We start from the raw sequence: 13,607 nt of genomic DNA, 5'->3' as shown, positions 1-13,607 counted from the left end.
TCAAGACCGGCAACGACCCTGCCGCCGAAGACAGCCGCGCTGCTGCTTCTGCTGGCAACCCGGGTTCTTCGTCGGCCTGTTTGAAAAACTGCGCGGAGCGCAGTTTTTCAACCCTGGGTCCAGCGCCTCGCTGGTCCGGGTCGAGGGGCGGACAGCCCCCGCGGGGTCCGGGGCAGCGCCCCGGCGCGACGGCCTGCCAGCTTTCTGAGAATTCTCTCAGGATCCCCTCAGGATCTCTCGTGGGGGGTGGCGCTAGGGTCCGCGCATGAGCTTCTGGCTCGCGCTTCCGATCGCTGCGAATGTCGCGCTCGCGGCCACGACGCCTGCGAAAACACTCTCGTTTGACGAGGCCATCGGCTTGTCCGTCGCGACGCCTGATGTGCGCGGCGCTGAGCGCGCTGTGACCACGAAACATGCGCTTGGTGCGCGGATTTCGGGGATGACGGAGAACCCGCAGATCTATGTGCAGCCGGGGTTCCGCGTGTTGCCCACGCCGAACCAGGGCTTCGAGATTCAGGCGAGCGTGACGCAATCGTGGAACCTTGCGGGGTTGGCTTCGGCTCGCAAGGACGCGGCGCGGGTCGAGGAGGAGGAGCTCTCGGCGGGCGCGCGCGTGCTCGCGCTGACGCAAAGGCTCGATGCGGCGCGGGCGTGGATCGATCTTTGGGCGGCTGAGCGTGTGCTCGATGTTGCAGCGCGGGAGGCGGCGCTTGCGGGGGAGTTTGCGCGGCTCGTGGAGAAGGCGGCGCAGGCCTCGGCGGTGACGAAGGCGGATGCGGCGGATGCGCGTGCTTACCACGCGGAGGCGCGGCTTGGGGTGATTGGGGCGGAGGGCGAGGTGTTCGAACGTGGGCTCGGGCTCTCGCGGGTGATTGCTGCGGGCGTGGATCCGCTGGGCGCGCGTGGGGATTTGCCGGCGCCCGTGTTGCCTTCCGGGGCGGGCCTGCGGGAGGCGCAGAGGCGCGCGGCGATGCTGCCGACCGTGCAGCAGAAGGCGATCGCGGCCCGCGTCGAGCGCGCGCGGGAGGCCGAGGAGCGGGCTGCGCGCGGGACTTCGCTCTCGGTTGGCGTGTACGTCCAGCGGGATTCGCCTGGCGGGCTCGTGGGGTATGGCGCGGTTGGGCTCACGCTCCCGGTCTTTGATCGCGGCGAGCGCGAGCGCAGCGTGATGGCCGCGCGGGCGGCGCAGCTCGAAGGCGAGACGAAGCGCGAGGCGGCGAATGCGTCGGCCGATGTGGCCATGGGGATCCACGAGGTCGAGCACACGCAGGACATCGTGGACACGCTCGCTGGCGCGATCTTGCCGGCGCTCACGGAGGGGCTCGCGGCGCGGGTGCGGCTCTTCGAGGCGGGCGAGGGGACGATGCTGGAGGTCCTCACGGCGCGCAGGAACGTCGCGGCTGCGCAGGCTCGGCTCGAGCGCGCGCGGGCGGCGAATGCGTGGGCGCGCGTGAAACTTTGGCTCTGGCTCTCGGCGATGGATGACGGGAAGAAGCAGGAGAAGACGCGATGAAGGCGCGAGGGATGGGGGCTTTCGTGGCGGCGCTTTTCGTCGCCGCGTGCGCGCGCCCCGAGGCGGCGCCCGAGCCGGCTGCGGACGTGGGCGTGGGCCCGAAGAGCGCGGAGACGCCGTGGGTCGCGGCGCGCGCGCCGGGCGGGCTCTCGCTCCTCGAAGCGCCGGCTGAGCTCGTGCCGCCTGCGGGGGCGAAGGGCGCGGTGGTGCCGCCGTTCTCGGCGCGGATCACGAAGGTGCATGTGGAGCACGGCGAGCGTGTGGACGAGGGCGCGCCGATCGCGGACGTGGTGATGCCGGAGCTCGCGCGCGCGGCGGGCGCGTTCGCGGCGGCGGGCACGCGGATCGGGGCGCATGGCAAGCGCAAGGCGCAGCTCGAAGAGCTCCGGAAGGACGGGCTCGCGAAGCTCGCGGACATCGCCGAGGTCGAGGGCACGCTCGCGGACGCGTCGGCCGCGCAGCAGATGGCGCTCGCGACGCTGAAGATCGCAGGGCTGGGGCCGAAGAACGTGGCCGCGCTCGTGAGCTCGGGCGGGCTCGTGACACTCAGGAGCCCGGTCGCGGGTGTGGTGACCGAGCTCGACGCGGCGCTCGGCGCGTCGCGTGAGCCCACGGGCGCGCCGATTGCGCAGATCGAGGGCGCGGGCGTGGCGCGGATCGAGGCGCGGTTCTCGCAGCGGCCGCCGCCGGGCGCGCGCTTCGTCTTCGTGGGGCCGCTCGGGCACACCACGGCGCTCACGCTCCTGAGCGAAGCGCCGAGCACGAGCGGGCGGGATGGGACGGTGGCCGCGTGGTTCAAGCCCGCGGAGGTGATCGCCTTGCCGCATGGAACGCTGGGGAAGGTACGCGTCTCGCCCGATCCGGGCGGCATGGCGGTGGCCATCCCCGCGGCGGCGGTGACGCTGAAAGACGGCGCGGCCGTGGTGCTCTCGCGAAAGACCGGCGCGCCGCTGCCGGTGAAGGTGCTGTCGAGCTCCGGGGCGGATGCGCTCGTCGAGGGGGATTTGCGCCCTGGGGACGAGGTGGCCGCGGATGCGTCGCGCGCGCTTCCCACGCCCGGCGGAGACGTCGATTGATCCCCGCGCTGGTCAAGCTCTCGATCCGGCATCGGGGCCTCGTCGTGGCGGTGACGCTCGTCCTCGCCGTCGTGGGGGCCTTCCTCGGGCGGCGGCTCGAGCTCGACGCGCTGCCGGACATCACGAACAACCAGGTCCTCGTGCTGACGAGCGCGCCCGGCCTCACGCCCGAGGAGGTCGAGCGGCAGGTGACGCGGCCGATCGAGCTCGCGCTCGGCGGGCTTCCGGGCCTCGAAGAGCACCGCAGCTTGTCGCGGTACGGGATCTCGTCGGTGACGATCGTCTTCGACGACGCCGTGGATCCGTGGCGCGCGCGGCAGATGGTCTCGGAGCGCATCGGGGCGGTCGCGGGCGCGCTGCCGCCGGGCGTGAGCGCGCCCGAGCTGGGGCCCGTGACGGGCGGGCTCGGCGAGATCTTTCACTTCACGTTGAGCTCGCCGTCGCGCTCGCTCGCGGAGCTCTACGAGCTCTCGTCGACACGCGTGGCGCCGCTGCTCCGCGCGGTGCCCGGCGTCGTGGAGGTGAACCCCTGGGGCGGCGAGCGGCGTACGATCGAGGTCGTGGCCGATCCGGCGCGGCTCGCGCAGCGGCACATGACGCTCGGCTCGCTACGCGAGGCGCTCGAACGATCGACCGGCAGCGCGCCCGGGGCGAGCTTGCCGCTCGGCCGTGGACAGGCGCTTCTCCGTGCCGTCGCGCGGCCGAAGGATCCTTCCGAGCTGGGGCACGCGATCGTGTCGCCGCTCGATCAGGAAGGGCGCGCGGTGCGTGTCTCCGACGTGGCGGAGCTGCGCGTGGGCGGGCTGCCGCGGATTGGCGCGGCGACGGCCGACGGCCGCGGCGAGGTCATCTACCTGATGGTGCAGATGCTCCGGGGCGACAACGCGCTCGACGTGATGGATCGGCTCCACGCGCAGATGCCCGCGGTGCGCGCGGCGCTCCCCGAGGACGTCTCGATCCGGCTCGTGTACGACCGGAGCCACCTCGTCGGCAGCACGCTCCGCACGGTGGGCAAGAGCCTGCTCGAAGGCGGCCTGCTCGTCGGTGTGGTGCTCTTCGCGATGCTCGGGAGCCTGCGCGCGGGGCTGCTCGTGGCCTCGGCGATCCCGCTCTCGATGCTGGGGGCGCTCTCGGGCATGGTGGCGCTCGGGATCCCGGGCAACCTGATGAGCCTCGGCGCCATCGATTTTGGCCTCGTCGTCGACGGCGCGGTCGTGATGGTCGAACACGTCTTCCACGCGTCGCAGAAGGGGAATGCTCCCGCGGGAGGGCCCGAACGCACATCGTGGGTGAGCGGCGTCAGCGCCGAGGTCGCGAGCCCCGTGTTCTTCTCGGTGCTGATCATCCTGATCGTGTACCTGCCGGTGCTCACGATGACGGGCGTGGACGGGAAGATGTTCCGGCCGATGGCGCTCACCGTGGTGTTCGCGCTCTTCACGTCGCTCGTCCTGTCGCTCACGTACGTGCCCGCCGCGATGAGCCTCGTGCTCCGGCAGAAGGACGTGCCGGCGCGGGATCCATGGCTCGTGCGGATGGTGGAGCGGATCTACGGGCCCACGCTTTCGTTCGTGGTCAAGCGGCCTGTCCTCGTGGCCGCGAGCGCGCTCGTGCTCTTCGCGGCCGGCGTCGTGCTCTACGCGCGCGCGGGCAGCGAGCTCGCGCCGCAGCTCGACGAGGGGGATCTCGTCGTGCAGACGACACGCGCCCCCGACATCAGCCTGGAGACGGCGATCGTCGAGGCGGGCAAGCTCGAAGCCGCGGTGCGGAGGGTGCCCGAGGTGCAGCAGGTCGTCTCGCGCGTGGGCAGCCCCGCGGTCGCGACGGACATCATGGGCCTCGAACAAGCGGACGTGTTCATCACGCTCGCGCCGCGGGACAAGTGGCGGCCGGGGCTCGAGCGCGAGGCGCTGATCGAGGAGATCCGGCGCGCGGTGGACGCGGGCTCGCCGGGCGCGGATCCCTCGTTCACGCAGCCGATCCAGATGCGGTTCAACGAGCTGCTCGGCGGAGCGGTCTCGGACGTGGCCGTGAGCGTCTACGGCGCGGATCTCGTGGTGCTGCGAGAGCTCGCGGAGAAGATCGCGGCCGAGATCGCCGCCGAGAAGGGCGCGGCGGACGTGAAGGTGCTGGCGCCGCCGGACGTGTCGCTCCTCGAAGTCGAGCCGAAGGCGCTCGATGCGTCGCTCGTGGGCCTCGGCGTCGGCGAGGTGCTCGACGCGGTGCAGGCGGTGCGCAGCGGCATCGAGGTCGGCGCGACGTACGACGGGCCCCTCCGGATCCCGGTGGTCTTGCGGATCGGGGGCGTCGCGGGCGCGTTTGATCTGCCGAACCTGAGCTTGCCGACGGCGTCGGGCGGGCTCGTGCCGCTCGCGCGTGTGGCGAAGGTCGAGACGTTGCCGACGCCGGGCCTCGTGAGCCGCAAGGATGGCGAGCGGCGCATCGTGGTGGGCTTCAACGTGCGCGGCGCAGATCTCGGGGATCTCGTGGCGCGGGCGCGGGCGCGTGTGGACAAGGCCGTCGCCGCGCCGCGCGGCTACAGGCTCGTCTGGGGCGGGCAATACGAGACGTTCCAGGAGGCCTCGCGCCGGCTGCTCGTCGTGGTGCCGGCCGCGGTGGCGCTCATCCTCGCGGCGCTCTTCGCCGCGTTTCGCAAGGTGAAGCCGATGCTCGTCATCTTCACGAACGTGCCGTTCGCGTGCGTGGGCGGGATGGTGGCGCTCACGATCCGCGGCATGCCGGTGTCGATCTCCGCGGCCGTGGGGTTCATCGCGCTCTCGGGCGTGGCCGTGCTGAACGGCGTGGTGCTGCTCTCGCGCGTGCTCGCGAACGAGGCCGCAGGGCAGGATCCCGCGGCGGCAGCGGAGAGCGCAGCGCGGGCGCGGGCGCGGCCGGTGCTCATGACGGCGCTCGTCGCGGCGCTCGGGTTCGTGCCGATGATGCTCGCGCGCGGCGCCGGCTCCGAGGTGCAGCGGCCGCTCGCGACCGTGGTCGTGGGCGGGCTCGTGACCTCGACGTTGCTCACCTTGCTGATCGTGCCGAGCTTGTACGGCTGGATCGGCCGAGGCCGCCGCGGCACGCCGGCGCCAGCACCTTCCCCGCCGGAGGGCTCGTCCGGCGCTACGATGGCGGCGTGAAGCTCTTCGTGGTGGAGGACGAGGCCAAGATGGCCCGCCTGCTCGAACGAGGCCTCCGCGAGGAGGGCCATCAGGTGGACCTCGCGGCGAGCGGCACGGAGGCGCTCGAACAAGGCCTCGGGGTCGTCTACGACGTCATCCTCCTCGACTGGTCGCTGCCCGGGATGGACGGCGTTTCCCTGCTCCGGCGATGGCGGGAGCGCGGGCTCAAGACGCCGGTCCTCTTGCTGACAGCGCGCGGGACAGTGGGCGAGCGCGTGACGGGTCTGCGGGCCGGCGCGGACGACTACCTCGTCAAACCTTTCGACTTCGAAGAGCTCGTGGCGCGCCTGGAGGCGCTGCATCGGCGCGGAGCGGGGCACGAGGCGCTGACGCGGCTCGGGCCGATCACGCTGGACGCGCGGCGCCGGGTGATCGGGCGGGACGGCGCCGAGGAGAGCCTGACGGCGCGGGAGTATGCGCTCTTGGCGGAGCTCGCGGGCCACGTGGGAGAGGCGCTGACGCGGACGGAGCTGCTCGGCACGGTGTGGGGGACAGGGTTCGACGGCGCGCCGAACGTGGTCGACGTGTACGTGGGGTATTTGCGGAGCAAGCTCCGGAGCGTTTGCGGGGATGCGGTGACGATCCAGGCCGTGCGAGGCGTGGGGTATCGGCTGGCCGTGGCGAAGCCGCCGCGAGGCGAAGCGTGAGGGTCCGGGCGCGGCTCGTTCTTTTCGGTGCGGCGCTGCCGTCGTTCGTGCTGGTGCTCGCGGTGGGCGTGGCGGGCGTGGTGTTCCGCGGGAGCTTGCTCGGCGCGCTGGATCGGGCGCTGCTCGCGCAGGCAGCGGTGGAGAGCGTGAGCCTCTTCGACGGTCCGACGGGCGCGCCGCACGTGCACCTCGGCAAATCGCCGCTCGCGGACGACGTGCGCTCGTTCGTGCCGACGGCGGGGCTCTACGACGGGACGGGGAAGCTCGTCGCGCATTTCCCCGAGCATGGCTGGATCCCCGATCGGCCTTCCGCGAACGTGGGTTCGGAGGGGCCACGTCTCTTCACGCACCAGGCCTCCGACGGGCGATGGATGCGCTCGCTCGTGGTGGCGGTGCGCGCGCCGTGGGGCGAGCCGTACGTGCTCACGCTGGAGAGCTCGCTCGCGGAGCTCGACGCGACGATGCGGCTTTACTGGCAAGCGACGCTGGGGCTCGTGGCCGCGGCGGCGGCGCTCCTGTTCTTCTTGCAAGGGGTGCAAGCAGGCCGGATGAGCCGGCGCATCGGCGACATGACGGCGCAGCTCCCGGAGCTGCGCGGCGGCGCGCTCGCATGGCGCCTGCCCCCGGATCCGACGGGCGACGAGATCGCGGATCTGCGCGTCGCGCTGGCAGAGGCGATGGAGCGGCTGCGGGCCGCGCGCGACGCGCAGGAGCGGCTGATCGCGAATGCGGCACACGAGTTACGCACGCCGCTCGGATTGATGCGCACGGAGATGGACCTCGCCTTGCGCAAGGAGCGGAGCACAGAGGAGCTGAGGGAGGCGCTCGCCGGGGCGCGGGGCGAGGTGACGCGCTTGTCGAACCTGGCCGCGCGGCTGCTCGATCTCGCAGCGCTCGGGAAGGTGACGTGGGAGGCGAAGGCAGGGGATCTCTCGGCCGTGGTGCGGGAAGCGGCGGAGGCATGTGAAGGGGAGGCCGAGGCGCGCGGGGTGACGATCGCGTCCTCGCTGCCGGAGGAGGCGCCGGCCGCGTTCGAGGCGCAGACGGCACGGCAGGCGGTCGACAATTTGCTGTCGAACGCAATGGCCCATGCGCCGCGAGGGACGACGATCACGGTGGGAATCGAGGCGGCGGGAGAGGCGTGGCAGATCTCGGTGGAGGACGAGGGGGAGGGGATCCGCGCCGAGGAAGCGGAGCACATCTTCGAGCCATTTTACCGGGGAGCCAAAGCAAAGCAGGGGCAGGGGGCGGGGCTCGGGCTTTCGATCGTGCGGGAGATCGCGCGGCGGCACGGGGGAAGGGTGTATCTCGCGCCGAAGGAGGGGCGCGGGGCGCGGTTCGTTCTGGAAATGCCTCGGCAGGGGTGAGCTGCGCATGGAGCCGTCGCGCCGGGGCGCTGCCCCGGACCCCGCGGGGGGCTGTCCGCCCCCTCGACCCCGGACCAGGCACGGCCTGGACCGGTGAGGGAAGAACTGCGCGATGCGCAGTTCTTCCCACGAGCCGGTGGCAAGACCAGGGAGGAGGCTCTCGACAGGGGAGGGAGACGCCGCCCGCGGAGGGGACGCAGACAGGTCGGCAAGCAGGGGGATCGCCTCGGAAAGGGAGCGACGAGGGGTCCGCGAGCGGGAAGATCGCGTTGGAAGAGGCGCGACGAGGAGTCCGCGAGCGGGGAGGTCGCGGCGGAAGAGGCGCGACGCCAGGTCGGCGCGCGGGAAGATCGCGTTGGAAGAGGCGCGACGAGGAGTCCGCGAGCGGGGAGGTCGCGTTGGAAGAGGCGCGACGCCAGGTCGGCGCGTGGGGAGGTCGCGTTGGAAGGGGCGCGACGCCAGGTCGGCGCGTGGGGAGGTCGCGTTGGAAGGGGCGCGACGCCAGGTCGGCGCGTGGGGAGGTCGCGTTGGAAGGGGCGCGACGCCAGGTCGGCGCGTGGGGAGGTCGCGTTGGAAGGGGCGCGACGGGTCTTGACCCTGCAACCACGACGGCGACGGCGTGAACTGTTCCCTTGGTCTTGCCACGGGCCCGCTCGGAAGAACTGCGCATTGCGCAGTTTTTCCACCTTCGGTCCAGGCCGTGCCTGGTCCGGGGTCGAGGGGGCGGACAGCCCCCCGCGGGGACCGGGGCGGCGCCCCGGCGCGGCGGCCCCGTATCAAGCTGCCAGCGCCACGTCGGTCTCGGGCACGAGCCGCCCGTGCGTCGCCCGGTACAGACGCACCGTCGTCTCTCCATCTACCACGGCTTCGGCACCAAACACGCGCGGCGATGCGCCTGCCCGGATGGATCGATTCTCCGATCGATGCGCGTGCCCATGCGCCACGTGGAGCCGCTCGCAGCGCGCGAGCAGTGCGTCCATGGCCTCGGGCGCTTGCAATCCGTCGATCCAGTGCCACGCCGCGATCACGTGTTTCCCCGGCGGGTGATGTTGCGCCGAGAGGACCACCTTCCACGCGAAATGAGGATCCTCCGCGAGCTTGCCGAGCCGCTCGACGGCGCCTTGCTCGATGAGGCCGCTCGATCGGGTCACGGGCAAGGGCACGGCCGTCGAGATGGGGACGATCAGCACATCTCGGAGCTCGGTCGTGGCGCCGGGGCGGCTCGTCCTTGCATAGGCGCGGAGGGGGCCTTCGAGGGCACGCGTGAACGCCCGTCCGTCGTCGTAGAGATCGTGATTGCCGGGGACGAGCGTCACGCGCTCCGGCGAGAGCTTGCTCTCGGAGAGCACCTCCGCCAGGGCCTCGAACTGCGCGGACACGCCGTCCTCCGTCAGGTCGCCGGTGATGATGACGTGGTCCGCGTCCGTCATGCGCGCGCGTACGAGCGCGTCGAGCGCGCGTTCACGCCGGCGGCGCGCGCACGGCGATCGACCGAACGTCAAATAACGAAGCCTCCACCGCTCCATTCCGCTGCGGCTGTCGTGGCGATCTTCCAGCAAATGTAGATCCGTCACCTGCGCAATCCGCGTCATGGCGCCCGAGCATGCACGGGCAAGTTGACGATCCTGCGACGGCCGCGAAAAACCTCCGCGAAACCTCCGTCGCCAATCTTCACACGAGTAGACACCAGAATGTGACGAACGACCGCTAGCGTGGCCTCCCGAGGTGAAACGATGAAGAGCACGCTGGTGGCTCTCCTCGCGGGGGGAGCCCTCTCGTCGATCGTGATGACCGTGGCCTCGCAATGGGCCGCGCTGCGCATTCTGCGTCGGGCTCCCGAGAAGGAGCGTCCCACGCCGCCCATCACGATCCTGAAGCCGCTCAAGGGCGTGGACGATGGGTTACGGGAAAACCTGCTTTCCTTCGCGTCCCAGGACTACCCGACTTACGAAGTCCTCCTCGGCACGGAAGACGCGGACGACCCGGCGCTCGTCGTGGCGCGCGAGGTGATGGCGCGTTGTCCGCGCGCGCCGTTTTTGATCATCCATTGCCCGCGCCGGACGGGCCTGAACCCCAAGGTCAGCATCCTCGAAGCGCTCGCGGTCCGCGCGCGCCATGAACATGTCCTCATCTCGGACTCGAACGTGCGTGTGGGGCCGGGGTATCTGCGGGCGATGGCGGCCGAGCTCGCGGATCCACGCGTGGGGCTCGTGACGAGTGTCATCGTGGGCGCGGGGGAACGGACCTTCGGGGCTGCGCTGGAGAACTTGCATCTCAATTCGTTCATCGTGCGCTCGACGCTCTCGGCGAAGGTTTTCCTGGGGCACGCGTGCGTGATCGGGAAATCGATGCTGCTGCGGCGCGGGGATCTCGCCGCGGTGGGCGGCTTCGCCTCGGTGCGGGATGTGCTGGCCGAGGATTACCTGCTCGGGAAGGCGTTTCAGGAGGCCGGCTTTCGTGTCGCCTTGTCGACGGAGCCGGTGCGCACCGTGAACGAGCGCTGGCGCCTCGATCGGTTCGTCAGTCGGCATGTACGCTGGACGCAAATGCGGCGGCGTGTGCACGTCGGATCGTACTTGATCGAGCCGCTCTTCAATCCCGTCCCGCTGCTCCTCTTGCTTTCGGTCGTGGCCGGCGGCGTGCTCGGAGGGGCAGCGCTGCTCGGCGTGGCGCTGAAGATGGCCCTCGACGCGGCGCTCTGGTCACGCATGCGTGGCGCGCGGATGTCGTGGCGGTGTGCCTGCCTCGTGCCTTTCAAGGATGTGCTGGCGACCTGGACGTGGGTCGTCGGGGGCGTCCGGCGCACGGTGGATTGGCGGGGCAATCGGATGCGGATCGGGGAGGGCACGCGGCTCGAGCCGATGGAGGGGAACGCGAAGGTGAACGCGCCAGCGGAGGTCGCTCCGATGGTCGATCGCCGATGGGCCGCGTGAGCCGCGCCGGCTTTGTACGGAGCCTGCCGTGGGCGCGAAACCCGACGCGCCTCGAATGAAACGGGCGTGCAACGAATTTGTGACATTCGTGTGAGGACACGGATACGGGTCGGGCCGGTCTTGAAGTTTCCGCGATCGTTCATCTACCCTGAACGAACCACCCCGGAAGCCTCTGGAGATCGATGCGATCCTCGATTCTCATTGCCGTCCCCTGCGCTCTGAGCCTCGCGCTCGTGGCCCCGGCCGCGCTCGCCGCTGGCCCGAAAAAGCAGCCCACCAAGGAGGAGATGCAGGAAGCGCAGCGCCGCTACCAGCGGGGTCGGGAGCTTTACGAGGACAATGACTTCACGGCGGCGCTCGTCGAGATCCGCCGCGCCTACGAGCTCGCGCCGAGCTACAAGCTCCTGTTCGACATCGGCCAGATCTGTTATCAGCTCCCGGATTACCCCTGCGCGCTTCGTAGCTTCAAGCAATACCTCGACGAGGGCGCTAGCGAGATCAACCCGCAGCGCCGCGCGGAGGTCGAGAATGACGTCCGGAAGCTCGAAGGGCGCGTCGCGACGCTCAAAATCACCACGAGCCGGCCCGGCGCTGACATCCTCGTGGATGACGTGGTCGTCGGCAAAACCCCGCTCGACGTGCCCGTCCTCGTCGGCGCAGGCAAACGCAAGGTGACGGCGCGCGTGCAGGGCGCCGAACCGGTGACCCGCGTGATCGAGGTGGCAGGCACCGATGTCGTCGACGTCGCGCTCGACGTGGGCGCCGGGAGCACGGCGATTCCGCCTTCCTCAGGCGATGGGACGTCCGTGCCGGGCTCGGGGCCGCCGGGGGAGGACAAGGGCGCGGGGCGCAACGTGCCGGTCGTGCCCTGGGTCATCACGGGCGCGCTCGCCGTCGGCACGGGTATCGTTGGGGGGCTCGCGTTCCGCGCCAGCTCCAATTACCGGAGCCAGCTCGATACGTTTGGCACGACCCGCCCGACGCTCGACGAGTCGTATGGCAGCATGAAAAACCTCGCCATTGCGACGGACGTCTTGCTCGGCGCCACGGCGGTCGCGGGCGTGACTTCGTTGATCCTCACGCTCACGGCCGGACCGAAGGGTCCCGCGAAAGCCGCGCTCGCCCCCGTGCATGCCGGCGTCGGCCCGGGCAGCGTGTGGATCAAGGGCACCTTCTGAACGAAGCTCGTACGGGAACGAACATGCAAGAGAACAAGGCCCTCTCGCCGCATCGTCGCGGTCACCCTCCCGCCTTTGGCTGGCTCCTCGTGGCCTTCGTGTTGTTGGCGATGGCGGGGCTTGCGGGCGCCTGCAATCTCATCGTCGAAGGCGCGACGGATCAATGCACCACGGACGCCGATTGCAACAAATTCGGGAACGGTTCGGTGTGCCAGCAGGGCGTGTGCGTCCTCGCGGGGGGATCGAGCTCGAGCAGCGGCTCGGGCGGCGGGGAGGCGTGTTTCTCCGGCGAGCCCTCGAACGACGAGCAGTACCTCAACCAATGCACGGACGCCACGTGCGTCGAGTTCGACAATTGCGCCCGTCTCGGGCTCTGCGACGGCGCCGCGTTGCCCCCTCTCGTCGAGCCCACCCCCGTTCCTTGAGTCGTCCCGAGGCATGGTCATGAACGAGATTCGATTCCCCAGCACGAAGGCCATGCGTCCTCGCGCGGCCGCGCTCGCCCTCGGCCTCGCGGCCACACTCGTCGCGGAAGGCGCGTCCGCCGTTCCCACGAAAAACTGTTTCGACTCCGTCGAGCGGCCCAAGGTCGTCTACGTCGCCGGGTCGAGCGCCGTGAGCGGCTTCCTCGGCGTCATCCAGGGGATTCTCGCGGCCGAGGCCTCGCCCTATACCATCGTGTATCAGTCGCAAGGCTCCTGCACGGGCGTCTCGGCCGTCTATTCCGAGGACCCCGTCTCGCGGGTCATCAAGGACATCCCGGCCGCCGGCGGCAAACCGGCGAACTATGCCAGGTTCTACAACGCCGACGGCACGACCGAGGAGTGTTTCCTCGATCCGGCCGGCAATCCCGTCGACGTCGGCGTCTCCGACGTGTACGCCGGCACGTGCGATTTCGCCATGGCGCCGGCCGGCGTGCAGATCGCCGACTATCAAGGCCCCATCCAGCCGATGACCTTCGTGGTCCCGGCGCTCTCGACGCAAAAAGCCATCAGCGCGGAGGCGGCGTATATGATCTTCGGCACGGGCGGCCACATGGGCGCCGCCGCGCCGTGGACGGACCCCACCTATTATTTCGTGCGGAATGAGAGCTCCGGCACGCAGCAGATGATCGCGCGCGCCATCAATGTGCCTGCCGACAAATGGTGGGGCAAGGATCGCGGCGGATCGAGCGCCGTCCGCGATGGGCTGAAGATCCTGCTCGACGCATCCCTCGCCGAGCAGGCGATCGGCATCCTCTCGACGGACGTCGCGGACGATGTCCGCTCCGATCTTCGTGTCCTCGCGTTCAAGGCGTTCGGGCAGAGCTGCGGGTACTATCCCGATTCCACGCCATTCCTCTTCGACAAACGGAACGTGCGCGACGGCCATTACCCGATCTGGGGGCCTCTTCATTTCTACACCCGCGTCAGCGCAGGCATCCCGACGGAGCAGGCGGGCGTGCTTGTGACCCGCTTCGCCGCGCCCAAGCTCTCGAACGCGCTCGTCGAGGCGATCACGAAGAAGCACCTCGTCCCCAAGTGCGCGATGCGCGTCGACCGCTCCACGGAGATGGGCCCGCTGAAGACGTACACGACCGACTCGCGCTGCGATTGTTTCTTCGAGGAGATCGTCAACGGGAAAACGAGCTGCCAGGCCTGCACGCAGTCCTCGGAGTGCCCTTCGAGCGCGCCCGCCTGCAGCTACGGGTATTGCGAAGCGCCGTGATCGTTCGCGC

The 13,607-nt window shown here is 70.4% G+C and carries 10 protein-coding genes; 9 read left to right on the top strand and 1 reads right to left on the bottom strand.

Annotated features, from left to right (window positions below):
* Nucleotides 1-265 precede the first annotated feature (265 nt).
* From POL67_RS30930 to POL67_RS53785, 5 genes are read left to right on the top strand one after another with little or no spacing between them, the layout of a single operon-like run.
* Complete coding sequence (locus POL67_RS30930; protein ID WP_271923656.1) at nt 266-1,513, top strand: TolC family protein; 1,248 nt, start codon at nt 266-268, stop codon at nt 1,511-1,513.
* Nucleotides 1,510-2,589, top strand: a complete 1,080-nt coding sequence (locus POL67_RS30925) for an efflux RND transporter periplasmic adaptor subunit (protein ID WP_271923654.1) — start codon at nt 1,510-1,512, stop codon at nt 2,587-2,589. Before POL67_RS30930 ends, POL67_RS30925 begins: the two co-directional genes overlap by 4 nt.
* A complete protein-coding gene (locus POL67_RS30920; RefSeq protein ID WP_271923652.1) occupies nt 2,586-5,723 on the top strand; it encodes an efflux RND transporter permease subunit in 3,138 nt (1,045 codons plus the stop codon). Before POL67_RS30925 ends, POL67_RS30920 begins: the two co-directional genes overlap by 4 nt.
* Entirely contained in the window at nt 5,720-6,412 is a 693-nt protein-coding gene (locus POL67_RS30915; RefSeq protein ID WP_271923650.1) for a response regulator transcription factor, read from the top strand. The genes POL67_RS30920 and POL67_RS30915 overlap by 4 nt, the downstream gene beginning before the upstream one ends.
* Nucleotides 6,409-7,779, top strand: a complete 1,371-nt coding sequence (locus POL67_RS53785) for a sensor histidine kinase (RefSeq protein ID WP_271923648.1) — start codon at nt 6,409-6,411, stop codon at nt 7,777-7,779. The genes POL67_RS30915 and POL67_RS53785 overlap by 4 nt, the downstream gene beginning before the upstream one ends.
* 776 nt (nt 7,780-8,555) lie before the next feature.
* On the opposite strand, the gene POL67_RS30905 is transcribed toward POL67_RS53785, so the two are convergent.
* Nucleotides 8,556-9,371, bottom strand: coding sequence for a metallophosphoesterase family protein (locus POL67_RS30905; RefSeq protein WP_271923646.1), 816 nt, complete (start codon nt 9,369-9,371; stop codon nt 8,556-8,558).
* Between the two features lie 141 nt (nt 9,372-9,512).
* On the opposite strand from POL67_RS30905, the gene POL67_RS30900 reads away from it, so the two are divergent.
* The 4 genes from POL67_RS30900 (at nt 9,513) to POL67_RS30885 (ending at nt 13,597) form a co-directional block, all read left to right on the top strand.
* A complete protein-coding gene (locus POL67_RS30900; RefSeq protein WP_271923644.1) occupies nt 9,513-10,712 on the top strand; it encodes a glycosyltransferase in 1,200 nt (399 codons plus the stop codon).
* 182 nt (nt 10,713-10,894) lie between these two features.
* Nucleotides 10,895-11,890 (top strand): PEGA domain-containing protein, encoded by a 996-nt coding sequence (locus tag POL67_RS30895; RefSeq protein WP_271923641.1) that lies wholly within the window; start codon nt 10,895-10,897, stop codon nt 11,888-11,890.
* A gap of 23 nt (nt 11,891-11,913) precedes the next feature.
* The gene (locus POL67_RS30890) at nt 11,914-12,315 is read left to right on the top strand and encodes a hypothetical protein (RefSeq protein ID WP_271923639.1); all 402 of its coding nucleotides are present in this window, start codon (nt 11,914-11,916) and stop codon (nt 12,313-12,315) included.
* A gap of 19 nt (nt 12,316-12,334) precedes the next feature.
* Nucleotides 12,335-13,597: a type 2 periplasmic-binding domain-containing protein gene (locus POL67_RS30885; RefSeq protein WP_271923637.1), complete on the top strand. Its 1,263-nt coding sequence runs from the start codon at nt 12,335-12,337 to the stop codon at nt 13,595-13,597.
* Nucleotides 13,598-13,607: the final 10 nt, after the last annotated feature.

It is taken from the genome of Polyangium mundeleinium (assembly GCF_028369105.1).
Taxonomy (GTDB): domain Bacteria; phylum Myxococcota_A; class Polyangia; order Polyangiales; family Polyangiaceae; genus Polyangium; species Polyangium mundeleinium.
This window is presented reverse-complemented; position numbering and strand designations above follow the sequence as displayed.